Source organism: Paraburkholderia lebeckiae (assembly GCF_014201005.1).
Lineage (GTDB): Bacteria > Pseudomonadota > Gammaproteobacteria > Burkholderiales > Burkholderiaceae > Paraburkholderia > Paraburkholderia tuberum.
In genome coordinates, this window is the sequence record NZ_JACHDK010000004.1 from 311,051 (window position 1) to 328,587 (window position 17,537).

The following is a 17,537-nucleotide window of genomic DNA, read 5'->3' on the forward strand; positions in this document are numbered from 1 at the left end:
CTTTCCAGGCCGCTAGCCGATGTGGAGGCGCCGAATGTACGTTTCACAGAATGCCGAGAAGCGCTTCACAACCTCACGCGGCTTGACGGCGCCCGATAGTGCGATGCCAAGCGTCGTCGCGTTGACGCTTTCCTTGAAATGTTTAATCACGAAGTCTTCGCCGTCCACTGTTCGGGTCGACTTCAGCGGGAAGTTGAGTATGCTGTAACCCAAGCCGTTGGCAACCATGCCACGCACCACTTCAGGCTGTGACGACCGGAAAGCCGCGGTAGGGCGGCTGCCGACTGCGTCGAACAGCGCGGAGAAGTACTCGCGGCTATGCGGCAGGTCCAGCATCACATAGGGCTCGGGCAGCAGATCGGCCAGCGACACTTTGCGGGCCCGTGCAAGCCTGTGTGTTTTAGGCAGGATGACATACGGTGGCAGCGAAAGCAGCGGGGTAAACGCGATTCCATCGGTGATATCGAGGCTGTAGGTCAGCGCGATATCGAGCGAGCCGTCGCGCAGGCCGCTCAAAAGCGTGTCCTGATGCGCTTCCGTCGTACGGAAGGTGACCGCCGGATAGTCCTGCACGAAGCGGCTGATGATGCCTGGCATCAGCGGCGGAGCCAGCGACACCATGCAGCCCAGCGAGATGGAGCCCGACATGCCGCCGTCGATTTCCTTCGCGGTCAGCTGCAATTCTTCGGCGTTCTGAAGCAGATTGCGAGCGTGGCCGAGCAGATCGCGGCCCGGTTGCGTGAGCGACAGCCCGCTGGCGTGATGGCGGATGAACAGTTGGACGCCGAACGATTCCTCCAGATCCGCGAGCGAGGTCGAGATAGACGGCTGCGAAATGTGCAGACGCTTTGCCGCGGCCGTGAACGAAAGCGTCTCGGCCGTGACGACAAAATACCTGAGCTGACGCAACGAGTAGCGTATCGAGTTGCCGTCCATCAGTTGCTCCGTGTTCGGTCGAACCGATTGTCGCTCGCCAATTGTCGATTGCATAGCGAAAAACGATGCAAAGCATTTTTAAAATATAGTTTTTGTTGCCCGCTGCGCGGCGTACATTCTGTCCGACCGAAGAGAGAGAGTGACCTGAATCCAGAGCGCTTTTCAGAAGGAGAAGGCCATGTCGGCTGAAAAATTGTCGATCGACACGCTGGTCATAGGCGCGGGTCAGGCTGGCGTGGCAATGAGCGAACACCTGAGCAAACTCGGCGTGCCTCATCTCGTGCTGGAGCGCGACCGCATTGCCGAACGCTGGCGTACCTGCCGCTGGGATTCACTGGTCGCCAATGGTCCCGCCTGGCACGACCGCTTCCCTAATATGGAGTTCGAAGGACTCGATCCTGATGGGTTCGCCGCCAAGGATCAGGTCGCTGATTACTTCGAGGCCTATGCGCGCAAGTTCGATGCGCCGATCCGCACGGGCGTCGAAGTCACGAGCGTCGAGCGTCTGAAGGGCCGGGCAGGATTTGCGGTCGCAACGTCCGATGGCACGATCGAAGCCCGTCGCGTGGTCGTAGCGACGGGTCCGTTCCAGCGGCCCGTCATTCCCCCCATCGCGCCACAGGACGTCGAGCTCACGCAGCTTCATTCAGCCCACTATCGGAACCCGGCGCAGCTGCCCGAAGGCGCGGTGCTCGTGGTTGGCGCGGGTTCGTCCGGCGTGCAGATCGCGGACGAACTGCAACGCGCGGGCCGCAAGGTTTATCTGTCCGTCGGTGCGCATGACCGTCCGCCGCGCGCCTATCGCGGTCGCGATTTCTGCTGGTGGCTGGGTGTACTCGGCGAATGGGACAAGGAAGTCGCCGTGCCGGGACGCGAGCATGTGACCATTGCCGTCAGCGGCGCGTATGGCGGCCAGACCATCGATTTTCGCAGGCTCGCTCATCAGGGCATGACGCTGGTCGGCACGACGAAATCGTTCGCGAATGGCGTCGCGACCTTCGAACAGGACCTCGCCGCCAATCTGAAGCGTGGCGACGAAAACCTGATGTCGCTACTGGACGCGGCCGACGACTACGTCGAGCGCAACGGCGTGGACCTGCCTGAAGACCCCGACGCACGCCTGATTCCACCAGACCCGGAGTGCGTGACGCATCCGCTCCCGGAACTGGATCTGCAGAAGGCGGGGGTGAGCACGATCATTTGGGCCACCGGCTATGCCGTCGATTTCAGCTGGCTGCACGTGAACGCATTCGACGATAAGGGCAAGCCGCAGCATCAGCGCGGTGTATCGAAGGAACCGGGCGTGTACTTCCTCGGCTTGCCGTGGTTGTCGCGGCGCGCATCGTCGTTTATCTGGGGCGTCTGGCACGACGCAAAGCACATCGCCGATCACATCGTCACGCAGCGCAAATACCTCGCGTATCGCGACGCGTCGCAGCGTCGGCAGGACGCGCGCGGCGTGCACGGCGCGAATCCAACCGATACCGCGTGCGACGAATCGCACGCGCCGAAAACCAAAGAAGTGGGAGTGAACTGATGCCTACGCATACCCGCATCCGCATGTTCAATACGAAGGATACGTACCCGAACCAGTCGCTCGATAACGATCTTTGCCAGGCGGTTCGCGCGGGCAATACGGTCTATGTGCGCGGCCAGGTCGGTACGGATTTCGACGGCAACCTGGTCGGTCTCGGCGATCCGGGCGCGCAGGCCGAGCAGGCGATGAAGAACGTCAAGCAACTTCTCGAGGAAGCGGGCAGCGACCTGTCGCATATCGTCAAAACGACGACTTACATCACTGATCCTCGTTATCGCGAGCCGGTGTATCAGGAAGTCGGCAAGTGGCTGAAGGGCGTGTTTCCGATTTCGACGGGGCTGTGCGTCAGCGCGCTCGGCCAGCCGCAATGGCTGATGGAAATCGACGTGATCGCCGTGATTCCGGACAACTGGAAGCCATCTCAGGCGTGAGGAGCTAGCCATGACATTCTCGATCGTCGGACGTTGTGGCAAGACCGGTCAGCTCGGTATCGCGATCAGTTCGTCGAGCATTGCGGTGGGTGCGAGGTGTCCGTGGGCGCGCGCGGGCGTCGGGGCGGTGGCGACGCAGAACGTGACGCTGCCCGCGCTCGGGCCGCAGATTCTCGATCTGCTGGAAAGCGAGCGTATCGCGGCGGATACGGCGCTCGAACGGGCGCTAGGCGCGAGCGAATGGAGCGAATACCGGCAGGTGACGGTGGTCGACAGTGAGGGGCGAACCGCGATGTTCACCGGCAAGGAAGCACTCGGCGTGCATCACGCCGTCGCGGGAGATCAGTGTGTGGCAGCGGGCAATCTGCTCGCCGGCAAGCCGGTGATCGACGCGATGGTGAAAGCGTTCGAGAGCGCACAAGGCGCGCTCGCCGATCGTCTGCTGCACGCGATGCATGCGGCCGTCGAAGCTGGCGGAGAAGCAGGGCCCGTCCATTCGGCGGCTCTGAAGATCGTCGATACACACGTCTGGCCAGTCGTCGATCTGCGTGTCGATTGGGCCGACGACGATCCGATCGGCAAACTTGCCGCGCTTTGGCAAGCGTATCGGCCGCAGATGCGGGACTACATCGCACGCGCGTTGAATCCAACCGCGGCGCCGAGCTACGGAGTGCCCGGCGATGAGTGAGTTGTCGAGCCGTGCACTGCTCGAGCGGCTGATCGGTTTTGCGACTGTCAGCCGCGACTCCAATCTGGAACTGATCGGCTTCGTGCAGCAATACCGCGCGGATCCAGGTGTGGACAGCGAGCTGTTCCATAACGTCGAGCGTACCAAGGCTAACCTGTTCGCCACGATCGGTCCGCGAGACCGTGGTGGCATCGTGCTGTCCGGGCATACCGATGGTGTGACGCAATGTTCGCTCGCCTCGCTGAACATCTCAAAAGTGTGAGGTAGCCTGCGCGTCTGCGGCGCAAATCGGGCGTGAGGGGTTCATCAGGACACGCGCTCCGCCACTTCGAGCACGAAGTGCGCGACTACGACCACACCGGTGACCAGGGTCGCGAGCCAGCAGAGCGCGCGTAACGACCAATGCGCGACGATTTCGCCGACCGCTTCTCGTTTCGCACCCAGCAGCACCAGAAGCACCAGCACGGGCGTAATCGTCATACCGTTGACGATGGCGCTCCAGTACAGCGCCTTGACAGGGTCGACGTGCCATAGGCCGAGCGCAAGGCCAAGCAGCGTCCCGAGCCCCGCGAGCGCAACGAGCAGAACAGCAATGCGCCGATCACGCCGTTGGCCGTGGGGCCAGTCGAACGAACTCGCGACCGCTTGCGCAGCGGAACCCGCAAGCGAAGGTAGTGCGAGCAGCGCTGAGCCAATCAGTGCAAGCCCAAGCAGTGTGCCGGCGTAGCCATCCACTAGCGGTTCGAGCACCCTGGAAAGCTCCGTGGGCTCGCCGGGCCGCGTCTGTGCACCATGCAGCGTCGCCGCAGCCGCAATCATCATGCACAATGCGGCCACGCTCGATAAACCGGTGCGCGTCAAGGTCTGCATGCGCAACCGGCGAAGCTGCTCTGACGAACGTCGATCACCCCGCGACGCGTGCTGTTCGTGCTGTCGATGTTCTTCCTGTGCTTCCTGCTCGGCCTGCGAAAAAAGCAGATAGGGACTCATCGTCGTACCGAGCACGGCCATCAGCATCGTGACGAAATCTTCTTTCCACTCGACGTGCGGCACGAGCGAGCGCAGCACGACCGTGTGCCACGGCACATCGACGATCAGCAGCACGCCGGCATACGCGAGCATCGGCAGCATCAACCATTTGAGCACCTGCGCATAGCGCGCATAGGGAATGAACCACTGCAACGCAATCGACGTGCAACCGCATGCGAGGGCAAGCGACCAAAGCGGCCCATGAGTGAAGCGTTGCACGACCGCGGCCATCGCCATCACATTGACGGCGATGTTCAGCGTGTTCGCAATCACGAACCGCGCCACCGCGAAATAGAAGAACACCGGCGAATAGTGCGCGCGCATGTTCGCCGTCAGGCCATGTCCGGTGACGGCGGCGACATGCGCCGAGATCAGTTGCAACGCGACCATCGACGGAAACGACAGCACGCAGGTCCACAGCAGGTCGTAGCCGTACCACGCGCCCGCGAGTGAATATGTGGCGATACCGCTGGGATCGTTGTCGCAGCCGAGACTTGCCAGCCCCGGCCCGAGATCGGCGGCCCACGAGCGGGCGGGCCGCGACGAGGCAGCCTGCGTACCACCTCGTGCGGCCCGGGGCGCGGGGCTCCTGTCGGGGGAAGAGTGCATTCGCCTGACCGTCGGGAAACCAGGGATGCTGTAGCGCACGCACGAAACGTTCCTTCGTCGATTCGTTTCGCGGCTCACGTAGTCGACGGATGTGACGGTATCGGGGCGGCTATCAGGGCTCCCGCAGGCTGACGATACAATGTCACAACTTCAACCCGCGCCGACCAGCGCGAAACGCTCGTCGACCGCGGCGAGCGAACGACCAGTCTCCGCGATAGCTCCCCGCAAGTGAAGTCTCAATGCCCAGGCGTCTTTTCCGCGCTGCGGCGATCGAAACGGAATCAAAGCGGTGAATGACACACTCGGCCATACTGCACCGCAGCTGACTCGCTCTGTTTGACTGAATTCCGGACCCGCTTCGGTAGGGATGCTGGATGTGCCTGACAAAGTGAGAGTTGCGACGAGCCACTGAAGAAAATCGCTGGAAAGGAGAAACCTTGAAAAAGACAGGATTCACGGTTCTGATCATGACGCCTTGCACGGGCGCGCAGGCAGCGGGCTACGCTGAGGTCTGGAATCCACCAGAGGCACGCGCGAACATGCTTCGAGTGACGACTCGCGCCGCAACCGTCAGGGTCGTGCGCTAATGGAAACGATCGACTACGACGGGTACACCTTGTGGGGGCATGCCATCCTTCAGCAGGAAGGCGAAGGCATCCTGCAACCGGAGCGCTATGCGGCGAGCGGAACCATTACGCGAGGCGGAAAGCTGATCGAGGCATCAGGCATTCTGGGACTATTCGATAGCGAGGAGGAAGCCCACCATGCAGGCCTGGACTGGGCGCGCGCGTGGGTGGATGCTCATGGATGAGCTTGCGCGAGGCAGGGTGGTCGAGGGGATCGACTCAAACCTACGCTTCCCGCTTGCTGCGCCCATACAGCAGCAACATTGCCGCTATCACCACGCCGTAGATGATCTGACGTCCCGCCTCGGGCATCTGCGCGACTGAAAGGATCGACTGCAGCAGCGTGATGAGAATCGCGCCAGCCACGGTGCCGAGGTATGAACCTCGTCCACCCAGAATCGATGTGCCGCCGAGCACGACTGCCGCGATCGCCGGCAACAGGTAGGCATCGCCCATCGACTGCGCTGCCTTCGACGCATAACCGGCGAGCAATACGCCGCCGAACGCCGCGAACGCGCTGCACACGGCGAATGCGGCCACGGTCACGAGCCGCGTATTGATGCCGGACAGATACGCCGCGCGTTCGGTATTGCCGATCGCGTACAACGTGCGGCCGAAGGTCGTACGCGACAACAGGAACACCGTGGCGCCGCCGATCACGAGCCATAGCGCGACGGCATTCGGCACGCCCGGTACGAGCCAGCCCGCAGCGAGCCATCGCATCACCTGTGGCGCGGAATCCTGCGGCGACGATCCGCCGGTATAGACGATCATGATGCCCTGTGCGACCGCATTGGTCGCGAGCGTTGCGATCATCGACGGAATGCGCAGCAGCGCAACGAGGATGCCGTTGACGACGCCGATCAGCACGCCGCAACCAATCCCCACCGGTATCGCGAGGATCCGTCCGAGTTCGCCGTGCCCCGCTACCGCGCACGCCATCATTGCGCCGACGGTGATGGTCCACGGCAGCGACAGGTCGATGTGGCCGAGCAGGATCACCATCATCAGGCCGGTCGCGATGATGCCGAGGAACGCGCCGACCTTCAGTTGCAGCAGGATGTACTCCGGCGACGTGAAGTTGCGCGAATACATCCCGCCGACGAGCAGCAGCGCGACGATGCACGCGAACGCGATCACGATCGGTTTGTCGATTCTGCGCGTGAGCCTCGACACGAACGTGTTCCGGCTGGTGGCTGAAACGTGGCTCATTGAAACCACTCCAGACGGTTGCGTACCCTGAACAGCCCGCATGCGCCGATCGCGACAGCGAGCAGAAGAATCACACCCTGGAATAGCGGCTGCCACAGCGCATCGACGTTGAACACGAACAGCAGGTCGCCGATCGAGCGGAACGCGAATGCGCCGAAGATCGCGCCAATCGCGCTGCCCTTGCCGCCGAGCAGCGACACGCCGCCGATCACCACCGCGGCGATCGAAAACAGCGTGTACGAGTTGGCGCTGCCGAGGCTCGCTTCGCCGGTGTCGGTGAAGAACGTCAGGAATAGGCCGCCGATCGCAGTGAGCAGGCCGGCCAGCGTATAGCTGGCGAACTTCGCGCGGCGGATCGGCATGCCGGACAGAAAAGCCGCGGGTTCGGACGAGCCGGTCGCGTACGCCGCGCGCCCGACCGCCGAGCGTTTGAAAGGAATCCAGACGACCAGCGTCGCCGCGAGCAGAATCAGCAAGCTCGCCGGCAGGACGCCGGCGACCTTGCCGGTCAGTGCGTCGGCGAGGTCCTCGTTGATCGAGCCGCCGGGCACGGGGCGCAGCAGCAGCGCCAGGCCGTAGTAGACGGCGCCCGTCGCGATCGTCGTCACGATCGGCTGCAGCCGGCCGAAAATGATGATCACGGCATTCAGCGCGCCGCACAGCGCGCCCGCCGCGAGCACGCCGGCGATGCCGAGCGCGCTGTGCAGCGTGTCGCCCGTGACGATCCACGAGCCGATGCAATTCGTCAGCACCAGTGTCATGCCGATCGACAGGTCGATGCCGGCCGTCAGCACGACGAGCGCCTGCCCCATCGAGACGAGCGCGAGCAGCACCGCCTTGTTCGCTGCCGTCTGAAACACGTTGGCCGACAACGCCGACGGATAGTTGACCAGGTAGATCGCGAACATCAGCACGAACAGGCCGAACGCGAACACGGCCCCGCGATTCTCCGCATACCAGTAACGCAGCCCGCTCATAGCGCGACTCCCGTGGAAGGCGAAATCTGTCCGACGGGCAGGTCCAGTGCACTGGCAATCAGGTTCTGCTCGGTGATCGCCGAGCCGACGAGTTCCTTCTTGATCCTGCCTTCGTACAGCACGAGCACGCGGTCACAGCAGCCGATCAGCTCGTCGTAGTCGGTCGAATAGAACACGATCGCGGCGCCTTCGTCGGCGAGGCGCCTGAGCAACTGATAGAGCTCCTGCTTGGTGCCGACGTCGATACCGCGTGTCGGGTCGCTGAGCAGCAGGATCCTCGGCTGCCGGATCAGCCACTTCGCGATGACCACCTTCTGCTGGTTGCCCCCCGACAGCGAGCTCACGGGCGCGTCGATGCTGAACGACTTGATCGCAAGCAGCTCCGTCATCCGGTCGACGAGCGACTGCTGGCGGTCGCGATCGATTACGCCGGCGGTGGACATGCGATCGAGCGCGGCAAACGACAGGTTCTCGCGTACCGACATCGGCAGCATCAAGCCTTCGGTCTTGCGGTCCTCCGGTATCAGCGCCATACCGATGCCGTTGGCACGCGCGGCCATCGGACTGCCGATCGACACGGCTTCGCCGTCGATCTCGATCTTGCCCGCGCACCCGCGCAATACGCCGAACAGCGCCAGCAGCAGTTCGCGCTGACCTTGTCCGTCGAGGCCGCCCAGTCCGAGAATTTCACCGGGCTTCAACGAAAAGCTGATGCCTCGCAGCGTGTCGCTCCACGCGAGATCCCGGCAGGCGAGAACCGGAGCGTCGCTGCGGCCCTCCTCGGGTTTGGCCGGAAACGCATGCTGGTACTTGCGGCCGATCATCATTTCGACGACCTCGTTGTCGGAGCGCGTGCCTGCCTCGAAGCTCATCACATGACGGCCGTTCCGGTAGACCGTGCATTCGTCCGCGAGCGCCTTCACCTCGTGCATCCGGTGCGAGATGAACAGCAGCGCGAGCCCCTCTTCGCGCAGGCGCTTGAGCACCTCGATCACGCGCGCGACGTCGGCCGCGGTCAGCGCCGAAGTGGCTTCGTCGAGGATCAGAATGCGCGGCGCGTGTGCCAGCCCCTTCGCGAGCTCGACCATCTGCTGGCGCGACAGCGGCAGGTCCCGGACCTTCGCAAGCGGATTGATGTCGGCGGCGCCCGCCCTGGCGAGCGCCTCCTCGGCCTGGTGGCGCTGGGCCCGGCGGTCGATCATGCCGAAGCGTCGCGGCGGGTGCGAAGCGAAGATGTTGTCCGCCACGCTCAAGTCGGGGATCAGCGACAGCTCCTGATAGACGCAGACGATGCCGGCCGCGTTCGCCTCGGCCGGCGACTCGAACGAGACCTGCCGGCCATCGAAGTGCATCGTGCCCTCGTCCGGCTGTACGACGCCGGACATCACCTTCAGCAACGTGGACTTGCCCGCGCCGTTCTCGCCGAGGATTGCGTGAATGCGGCCCCTGCGCACCGTGAGCTCAGCGTGATCCAGCGCGACGGCGCCGCCGTAGCTTTTCGACACGCCAGACATCTGAAAGAACGGCTGCTCTGCATCCTGCGGCATGCTTCGTCTCCCGTCACATCCCGGCCATCATCCGATCACTGGTTGCCCTGGCTCTGCTTCATGATTTCCTGCGCAGAGAAATTGATGCCGCAAGTCGGAAACGAGTTGCCGACGAAAAAGTTGTCGGAGTCGTTCGGGAAATAGTTGACGCCCGCCTTCAGCTTCGAATCGTCGGTGACGTCGAGCGGCAGCTTGATCGAGACCGGGATCGTCTGGCCGTCCAGCGCGGCGAGCGCCGTCTTGATCGCCACGGCCACCTGCGCGGGACCGGTGCCCGCCGACGTACACTTCAGGCCCTCGCTCCCATACTGCGCGCAGAACTTGCGAAAGCCGTTCTCGGTCTCGCCGCCGAAAGGCACGAACGGATGTTTCGCATCGATCATCGCGCGCACGACCCCCGTGTCGCCGCCTTGCGCCGAAATTCCATCGAAATGGCCCTGCACGGCAATCGCGTCGGCGGTGGCCTTTTGCGCGACCCCGTCGTCCCACTTGCCGTAGACCTGGACGACGTTCCACTTCTTGCCGGTGTCGTCTAACGTTTTCAGGAAACCATTGTGCCGGTCCGTGTCGACCGACGTGCCCGCCACCCCGCGAACCTCGAGCACCTTGCCTCCGTTCGACAGGTGGCTCGCGAGCCACTTGGCCCACAGCACGCCGAGCCCGTACTGGTCGACGTTGACGTTGATCGCGTCTTCGCTGTCGAGGATGTTGTCGAACGCGATCAGCACGACGCCGGCTTTCTTCGCGCGGCGGATCGCGGGGCCGAATGAGGCGGGATTTTGCGCGTCCACGATGACCGCGTCATAGCCGGCATCGATGAAGTTGTTGACGGCCGAGATCTGCGCCGGCACGTCCTCGCCGGTCGAGACGACCTTGAATTCCTTGAGCTTGGCGGCGACGGCCGGCTGCGCCGTGTAGGCCTTGGCCGTCTTGATCATCTGGATACGCCAGGTGTTCGCGATATAGCCGTTCACGAGTGCGATCCGGTAGGGCCCGTTCTTCTTCGGATACTTGACGAACTTCGTGTCGCTCTTCCAGGGGACCATGCAGGTTGGATCGCTGGACGGTCCTGAAACGATCGATGCCTGCGCGAAAGCCGCGCTCGCGCACAGTGTGAATGCCGCGGTCGCCGCCGCTCGAAGCACCTGGATTCCTGAAAGCATGTCGTCTCCTTTTGGTTGGATTGAACTTGCCGATTGCCGGCGAACATGGCGGCCATGGATCGCCGCCGAATTCTGTGCGTGAAGCAGGGAATCTTGCGGAATGTGCTGCAGCGGGGCTGACTCGGACTCGCCGAAGCAGTGCTATGACCTCTTCAACGGCGCCGCCTCGAAGCAAAACGAAGGGCCGGCGCGAACGTAGTCACGTCTGACAGTACTGGCATACCAATCCGCGCGCGATAGTGGTTTACCACGGCGTCGCGGGCGGATTCGAGTAGTCTGAAACTCCTGCTGTACGGGTTCGATGGGCGGCGAGCGCGGCGTCAGGCCGATGCAGGCTGACGCCGGCAATTGGTGTACCATTTTGGCGAACTCGAGCCAATCCTTGGGCGGCTTCGAAGCTTTCTGGAATCCTGAATGGCCGATCTTTCGCACACGCCAACCGGCCGCGCCGCCGATGAGGACGCGACCGACCGTTCCTATGTCGGGCTCGCGAAGCAGATCTACGATCTGATCGTCGCCGGCGACGTCGGGCCGCGTGCGCGCCTGCCTTCCGAGCGCACGCTGGCCGAGCGTTTTGGCGTGAGCCGCACGCAGGTGAGGGAAGCGATCATCGCGCTGGAAGTGCAGGGCGTGGTCGAGGTCCGTGTCGGGTCGGGCATCTATGTGGCAGAAGCGCCGGAGGCGCGCTCCGCCATGTTTAAACTGCCGCGCGGACTGGGCCCGATCGAGACGCTGCGCGCGCGGGCGGTGATCGAAAGCGGGATCGCGGCCTTAGCCGCTACCGAGCGCAAAGATTCAGACCTCGACCGGCTCTTCGCCGCGTTGCGCGCGATGCGCGAAAACATGGACGACAAGGCTGCGAACGAGGCCGCTGACCGTGATTTCCATCTGGCGATCGCGCGGGCGACGGGAAACGAAATGCTCCGGCTCGTGGTGACAGCGATGTGGGACAACTCCCGTGCCGACCCGTTGTGGAAAAAGATCGAGGAGCACTTTCATACTCCCGCATTGAGGGCGGCTTCACAGGATGACCATCAGCGCATCTTTGCGGCCATCATGGCGCGAGATGCGACCGCCGCGCGCACGGCGATGCAGGCGCATCTGGCGCGCGTGGTCGGCGAGTTCACACGGGCCTGGCGTTAGCTGGACCTGTTCTGCGGTGCGCGCAGCAAACTGCAGCGGCATCGCCCCAATCCGTTCGCCTTCAGCTCGGTCACGGCTCTGATTCATCGCCGGCAATCTGGTCGAGGAACCGGGCCAGTCGTTCGGTATCGGCGTGCGTCCAGCCCTCGGGAGGCACTACGCTGGCCCAACCGTTGACGTAGTCTTCCGCCGAGTAGTTGTGACCAAAACCCGCCGGCACGCCGAGTTGGTGAATCAGGTCGCCCACCGCCTGCACGCCCGAGACGATGGGAAACCAATGCATGGCCTCAGGCACGTCGAAGCCACGTGGCCGAGCCAGCCATTCGGGCGGCCACCAGAACGCACTGGCACTCCAGAACACGGCCGGATCGGCCGGATGCTGGAGGTACACGATTCGCGGGGCCGGCCAGTCGGCGTGCAATGCCACCTGATGCGGATCGCGGTTCAAGAACCGTACCGAACGCCCCCCATTGAAGATCGGCTGCCAGAAGGGCGATCCGCTATCGCGCTCGTGAGTGAGTTGCGAATGGATCGGGTTGCTTTGTTTGGCGCCGACGATCAGCACGCCATCCGTTCGGGCCATCATGTTGGCCACCGAGGCGGAGGCGTCTTTCCCGACGAAAGGCGCTTCCACCCCCGCGGCGCCGAGACTCTTGCCGAACAGAACGAGCTTTGGCTGTCGATTCGGCGGGAGCATCGACCATCGGGCGCGAACCGCGTTTAAGAGCGTGATACCCGCCTCGTTCGCGAGACCAGCATCCATGAAAATGGCGAGTCGGCTAGGCAGGAAAGAGTATTGGATCGCCACGATCGCCGTGTCGCCACGGTGCAGTTGCTCAAGCGAAGCCGCGGCTTTGGGGACTATCCAGCCCGTGCCGGTGGGTATCCACACGACCAGCACTTTCCGCTCGAACCCGCCCGCGCGCTCGAGCTCGCGGACCGCAATCTGCGCACGCTGCTCGAGGGAGTCCGCGGAACGCACTCCCACGTAGACCCTCACCGGATCGACCAGTCCCGCATCAGTCCCGTGGAACTTCGCAAGCTCTTGCGTGTTTGTCGCTGTCGCCACGAAGCCGCGCCCCATGCGGCCCAAGGTGTCCCACGCGACGAACGACGTGCTGCTGCCCGACACCGCCGACGACGTGGGGGCCACGATTCCCTCGGTCGTGTTCTCGTTCACCCGCCCGTGGACGAAGTTGGAGACCGTGGTGAGGGCGGGAAAGGCCACTCCGCGAGCGAGCGCCATGCCAATCACGATGATGAGCAGCGCTGTTGCCGGCACCGAAACGATCGGAGGCACGTGGCCCTGGATGACCTGCTTGACTGCGGCGACACCGCGCGCCGTCAATCGCCCGATGACTAGCAGCAACACCGCGCTCAACGGCGACAGGACGCTCACCAGCACGGCGTCGAACCAGGCGATGGGCGCCATCCCCATGAAACTACGCTGCTCGTTCTGCCAGCCGAGCCATAGCTTCGAGCCAACGAATAGTGCAATGAGCCACGCCGCTGCCAGAACGATCCAGCTGCGCCGTCGGATCTCGCTGCCGGGCACGCGACCCCATCGCTCCAGCAGCCGATGCGCGCCGCGGCCGACCAATGTGCCTATCCCGTAGCCGATGGCCAGACAGAACGCGCCGACCACGGTTTGCGTTCCCCACGACCGCGGAATCAGTGTCGGCGTCAGTGACTGCCACCAGAACACGAGCGCGAGCAACGAGCCGCTGAGCGTCGGCGTCCAAGGCGTGTTTCGAAGCCCGGCGGCTACTGGCTCATGGGAGTCCCGCATGTGTGCTCGCTCGGATTGGCACAACTCGCACCTCGTTTCCGCGGGTCACCCGCGAAGGAGTTGATGACGCGACCAGCCTTGATTCAGACTCCGCCACTAGGGGCAGTAATGGAAGATGCCGCCGCATGATCAGCCACGACGATGTTTTCCTGACTACCGCGCGCAGCGCGACACATGGGGGCAGCGGGGCGGACGGGGCTGCTCCGATCTCGTGCGATGTTTCTCCTGCGTCGAAAAAACGTCAACAATAAACCGGCCATGCGTCGCATTGTATTTACCTTTCTGTCCCCCGAACAACATCGTCGCTCTGCGCGCATCGTGTTCAAACATCGATGAACCGGCCTGTCGGTGGCGACGTCGCCCGAGCGAGTGGCTTTACGGAGCTTGCGCGCACGCTGCTTGCTCGTCGCGCTGGTCGCTACCCGGTGGCACGATCAAGCGGTTCGAAACCCGCTGGTTGAATTGACAGTCGCAAACGACGCCGAATATCTGGAGCATTGCCGACGCTACGCAGTTGACCGGCAGGGCAATCAGGCCAGATAGCGAGATGGTGTTGCGATTGTCGGAAGACTTCCCGGAAGACCCGGTATCGCCGGTCGCTTCTTCTGCCGCGCGAAGCTCGAAGGGATCATAGGCAAACGCGGCGACGCGCCATTAAAAAACGTCCTGGCGCGTTCCGGGCCGAGCGGCCGCGTCGCGGAACCTGCGCCTTTGAGAAGGCGTCGACAACATCGAATCGACGAAGGTGTGCGCCCGATTTTCTCCATACCTGAACGCTTCACGCTCGGTCAGAAAATCGAACTGTTCCGGAAAACTCAGCAGTTCCTCTTCCGGATTGCCGGGCAACGTCACAGTCCATGACACGCGATAACGGCGATATTTCCCACCGAGCCAATGCGTCTTCGATAGCGTAACGTTCACCTCGATATTGCAGCCGCGATACGGCGCATATTCCTGAATGGACATCGCTTTTCTCCCCACAACTGAACGCTTGCCACGTACGTCTGCTTTGCGCGTCCCTAGCCAGACCCGTCGGCCACGCGGTCGGCAACGGGCGACGCCCGGCCGTGCTTGACCGCTTCCTCGCAACCGGCGCTTTGCGGGCGGTTGCGCGCGGCCTCCAGATCGGCGGGATGGTCGATCTCGTCCGTGACCGGGACATAGCCGCTCGCCCCGCTGGTCGCGCCGTTCGGCCGCGAAAAACGCGCGGCCCATGGGAGCCCATGGGTGTCTCCGTTATGCATTTCGTATTGACGATGCACATCGAGCAACGCGCGTTCCCGCACGGCAACCATCGTCTCGGCCCGCAGCGCGGCTGCGCTCGTGGCCATTCCCCCGATCTTCGTGACGCGGCGCTCGCGCACCGGCTGAACATCAAGGCGATTCATGTGGCGGAACGGGATTTCCAGGTCACCAAATGCCGCAGGGCGCGAAACGAGTTCGTCAATACGTGGTTGCGCACCCAGGCTTTGATTCTGGGGATGCGGTACTACAAACTGCGGGAACTCATCTGAGTGCCTGAGGAATGAAGGGTCGATGGCTGCGGCCCAAAGCAACCCGGTGATCGGCAACGCGCGTCATCTCCGCTTACGAAAGCGCGCGGGACACTCAGCCGGCCACGCCGCGCCGACGGGCTCGATCAACTCGATGGCACTCGGTTATCAAGGCCCGGGAACGAACTGGACGTCTCCGTACCAGGCGCGTGTCGTGGCACCGGTATTGTCGGTATCGGTCAGCAGCCCATAGCCTGTGATTCGTCCTGGCGGTTCGTGAAAGACCCGCTCATAGTCTTGCACGATATTGCGGCGCAGGCTTTGCCACTGACCCGCATCGCCAGGCAGACCGGAGACCACGATCATCTGTACGCGGTTCGTGCGAGGGTTGGCAATGACGGTACCCGGCGCGGCGGTGGTCGACCACACGTACATCAACGTGGCATAGGGCAGATCTTTGCCACTCAGTTGCTTGGCCAGCCCCATCTTCGCCCGGTCGAAAAGCGACAGCTTGCTCTTGTCTCCGTCAAACATGAACACCAGCCGCGCTGGCGCGTCTTCCTTCGACGCCACGCGGTTATCTGCGCCTTCGATCGGTCTATCCGCTTTCCAGCGCCATGCCACGACGGGCGTGCGAGCGAGGTCGATATCACCCTCGTGCATCAGCGCGGAAGCAGAGCGGTTCGCGTCCGCCTGCAGCACAGTGGTGTGGTCGTCGTGAACGAGCGTGTATTGCGTGATGGGCTTGCCGCGCACGACCGGCAGGTTCTTCCAGCCCGCGGGCAGCGATGCGCCGGGCTCGATCGAGGAAAAGGCGATACCGGGATTTTCGTCCTGGGCAAGGATGGGTGGCGACAACAAAAGAAGCGCGACGCATGCGGCGATCCAGGCTGACGGGGCTGTTCGTTTTTGGGCTCGACGGCTCGAGGGAAGATGCATGGAAGATCGCATTCGTATTTTGGATAGCGTCATTGTAATGGGCTGCTCTGGCGACATTTCAGCGGAGCTTTCACGCCGACGGTTGAGGTTCTGTTTGCTGCGTCGTAGCGTTCGCATGACGAGGCTCGCAACGCGCCGCGCGGTATTCCCGTCACGTCGTGCGGCGCGCGAAGGGGTCGCTATCAATGACCATGGTCGCCGCCACTCATGAAGTGACCACCGCCCCGGCCGCCGCCACGACCCCAGTCGAGGTATGCTTCGAGTCCCTCGCGTGTAGCCCACTCATCATAGGTGTCCATTTCCCACATATTGGGGAAACTCCCTGGCTGGTAAAAATCGTAACCCGACTTAACGGAAGTTAGAATGGCTGCTCTAAGACGGCTTCAGACCGTCTGCCTGGCCAACGGCCCGGTGTGGGAACGACCTTCACGAATCGCAGTGGCAGCGATCGCCGTGCCCGCGAGAACCTGAGAGATATTCCGTGAGCAGCCCAAAACAGATGCCATTTACCCTATCCGTTCCGACCGACGTGTCGCAACTGCCGAACCAACTCCTCGCCGGTTATTGCGCGCTGATACGGCTGAACATGGATACGTGCAGGTCCGCAGTCACGGGTGCCGCGCTGCACTGGGAAAGCGTATTGCGCGCCCAGACGCCTGAACAGTTCATCAGACGTCAAGCGGATGTGATGCCTTGGCTCACCCTGCAGTTCGCCGGATACACCCGCGGCTGGATGGACATCGCGTCTGAAACAATCAGACCGTGCCACGCCGGCGGCGATCACGACGACGGACGTGAGCTCCACGAGGACACTATGCCCGCTGGCCTGACGGCCTGCGCAACGGGCGTCGACGCGATGATGCGCGCGGCCGTGCCGGCGGAAGTGCAACCGGACGGCGAGTCCGTCGCCGAGGCACAGGTCGGAGAAATGGTCCGTGCCTTTCTCGAGCGCGTCGAAAAGGCGACGCCTGACACGGCGGAACGACGAAGTCCGCCTCGCGCACGTCGCTCGTCAACCCGATAGGCGACAAGCTTCCACCAATCCTGCCGGGTCCGGTATTCGCGTGCTGCCGATGCAGCCGTGGCCGGATCTGGTCGCCCGTTCTTCGTTCCCGCCGTGAGGTACACGACATGTTGAGCCCGCACGAAGTGGCCACGTTGTTGCTGTTGAAGGATGCGCCTGAACGAATTGATTCGGATCGGGCAGAGCTTGGCGCGCTCCGCGAACTGCAGTTGATTGCGAATGAGCCCGCTGGGCCGGGCTTCCGGTTACCTCACGTGACGCCGCGCGGCGACGCCGTGCTGCGTGCGTTCGCACGGGTCCGTTGACAGGTGCGCAGACAACGTATCTGACGACCTATACACGTTGGGTGTGCCGCCTTCGCCGGCGCTCGGCAATCGTGTGCACGAACAGTTTC

17 protein-coding genes and 1 pseudogene are annotated in these 17,537 nt (G+C 63.2%); 8 read left to right on the plus strand and 10 right to left on the minus strand.

Annotated elements, in window-relative coordinates:
* Positions 1-12: 12 nt before the first annotated feature.
* Positions 13-936 (minus strand): LysR family transcriptional regulator, encoded by a 924-nt coding sequence (locus tag HDG39_RS10625; protein WP_184005689.1) that lies wholly within the window; start codon positions 934-936, stop codon positions 13-15.
* Between the two features lie 178 nt (positions 937-1,114).
* Between HDG39_RS10625 and HDG39_RS10630 the strand changes: the two genes are divergently transcribed.
* From HDG39_RS10630 to HDG39_RS10645, 4 genes and pseudogenes are all read left to right on the plus strand, one after another.
* A complete protein-coding gene (locus HDG39_RS10630; RefSeq protein ID WP_184005691.1) occupies positions 1,115-2,473 on the plus strand; it encodes a flavin-containing monooxygenase in 1,359 nt (452 codons plus the stop codon).
* Positions 2,473-2,904 carry a RidA family protein gene (locus HDG39_RS10635; RefSeq protein ID WP_184005693.1) on the plus strand — a complete coding sequence of 144 codons (432 nt, stop codon included), beginning with the start codon at positions 2,473-2,475 and terminating at the stop codon, positions 2,902-2,904. Before HDG39_RS10630 ends, HDG39_RS10635 begins: the two co-directional genes overlap by 1 nt.
* A 10-nt stretch (positions 2,905-2,914) precedes the next feature.
* Positions 2,915-3,592, plus strand: a complete 678-nt coding sequence (locus tag HDG39_RS10640) for a DUF1028 domain-containing protein (protein ID WP_184005695.1) — start codon at positions 2,915-2,917, stop codon at positions 3,590-3,592.
* Positions 3,585-3,812, plus strand: a pseudogene (locus HDG39_RS10645) (acetylornithine deacetylase); the annotation flags it as partial. The gene HDG39_RS10640 and the pseudogene HDG39_RS10645, both read left to right, overlap by 8 nt.
* Before the next feature lie 86 nt (positions 3,813-3,898).
* On the opposite strand, the gene HDG39_RS10650 reads toward HDG39_RS10645, so the two are convergent.
* A complete protein-coding gene (locus HDG39_RS10650) occupies positions 3,899-5,230 on the minus strand; it encodes an NRAMP family divalent metal transporter (RefSeq protein WP_184005697.1) in 1,332 nt (443 codons plus the stop codon).
* A 586-nt stretch (positions 5,231-5,816) separates the two neighbouring features.
* Here HDG39_RS10650 and HDG39_RS10655 point away from each other — a divergent pair.
* Positions 5,817-6,041 carry a hypothetical protein gene (locus HDG39_RS10655; RefSeq protein ID WP_018422453.1) on the plus strand — a complete coding sequence of 75 codons (225 nt, stop codon included), beginning with the start codon at positions 5,817-5,819 and terminating at the stop codon, positions 6,039-6,041.
* Positions 6,042-6,081: 40 nt separating this feature from the next.
* Here HDG39_RS10655 and HDG39_RS10660 read toward each other — a convergent pair whose 3' ends face one another.
* The 4 genes from HDG39_RS10660 to HDG39_RS10675 are packed head-to-tail and all read right to left on the minus strand — an operon-like array spanning position 6,082 to position 10,755.
* On the minus strand, positions 6,082-7,068 hold the full coding sequence (locus HDG39_RS10660) for an ABC transporter permease (protein ID WP_018422452.1): 987 nt from the start codon (positions 7,066-7,068) through the stop codon (positions 6,082-6,084).
* Positions 7,065-8,045 (minus strand): ABC transporter permease, encoded by a 981-nt coding sequence (locus HDG39_RS10665; protein ID WP_184005699.1) that lies wholly within the window; start codon positions 8,043-8,045, stop codon positions 7,065-7,067. Before HDG39_RS10665 ends, HDG39_RS10660 begins: the two co-directional genes overlap by 4 nt.
* Positions 8,042-9,592, minus strand: a complete 1,551-nt coding sequence (locus HDG39_RS10670; RefSeq protein ID WP_184005701.1) for a sugar ABC transporter ATP-binding protein — start codon at positions 9,590-9,592, stop codon at positions 8,042-8,044. Before HDG39_RS10670 ends, HDG39_RS10665 begins: the two co-directional genes overlap by 4 nt.
* Before the next feature lie 35 nt (positions 9,593-9,627).
* Positions 9,628-10,755 (minus strand): sugar ABC transporter substrate-binding protein, encoded by a 1,128-nt coding sequence (locus tag HDG39_RS10675; protein ID WP_184005703.1) that lies wholly within the window; start codon positions 10,753-10,755, stop codon positions 9,628-9,630.
* A gap of 414 nt (positions 10,756-11,169) precedes the next feature.
* Here HDG39_RS10675 and HDG39_RS10680 point away from each other — a divergent pair, with 414 nt between their 5' ends.
* The gene (locus HDG39_RS10680) at positions 11,170-11,898 is read left to right on the plus strand and encodes a FadR/GntR family transcriptional regulator (protein WP_184005705.1); all 729 of its coding nucleotides are present in this window, start codon (positions 11,170-11,172) and stop codon (positions 11,896-11,898) included.
* A gap of 70 nt (positions 11,899-11,968) precedes the next feature.
* Here the strand turns inward: HDG39_RS10680 and HDG39_RS10685 are convergent, their stop codons facing one another.
* The 4 genes from HDG39_RS10685 to HDG39_RS10700 all read right to left on the minus strand — a co-directional run bounded on the left by HDG39_RS10685 (position 11,969) and on the right by HDG39_RS10700 (position 16,119).
* Positions 11,969-13,687 carry an alpha/beta-hydrolase family protein gene (locus HDG39_RS10685; protein ID WP_260327687.1) on the minus strand — a complete coding sequence of 573 codons (1,719 nt, stop codon included), beginning with the start codon at positions 13,685-13,687 and terminating at the stop codon, positions 11,969-11,971.
* Positions 13,688-14,341: 654 nt separating this feature from the next.
* A complete protein-coding gene (locus HDG39_RS10690) occupies positions 14,342-14,653 on the minus strand; it encodes a hypothetical protein (protein WP_184005707.1) in 312 nt (103 codons plus the stop codon).
* A 53-nt stretch (positions 14,654-14,706) separates the two neighbouring features.
* Positions 14,707-15,258: a hypothetical protein gene (locus tag HDG39_RS10695; RefSeq protein ID WP_184005709.1), complete on the minus strand. Its 552-nt coding sequence runs from the start codon at positions 15,256-15,258 to the stop codon at positions 14,707-14,709.
* A 90-nt stretch (positions 15,259-15,348) separates the two neighbouring features.
* Positions 15,349-16,119: a DUF3047 domain-containing protein gene (locus HDG39_RS10700; protein WP_184005711.1), complete on the minus strand. Its 771-nt coding sequence runs from the start codon at positions 16,117-16,119 to the stop codon at positions 15,349-15,351.
* A 499-nt stretch (positions 16,120-16,618) separates the two neighbouring features.
* On the opposite strand from HDG39_RS10700, the gene HDG39_RS10705 reads away from it, so the two are divergent.
* Both HDG39_RS10705 and HDG39_RS10710 read left to right on the plus strand, forming a co-directional pair.
* Positions 16,619-17,143: a phasin family protein gene (locus HDG39_RS10705; protein ID WP_184005713.1), complete on the plus strand. Its 525-nt coding sequence runs from the start codon at positions 16,619-16,621 to the stop codon at positions 17,141-17,143.
* Positions 17,144-17,250: 107 nt separating this feature from the next.
* Complete coding sequence (locus HDG39_RS10710) at positions 17,251-17,448, plus strand: hypothetical protein (RefSeq protein WP_184005715.1); 198 nt, start codon at positions 17,251-17,253, stop codon at positions 17,446-17,448.
* Positions 17,449-17,537 lie beyond the last annotated feature (89 nt).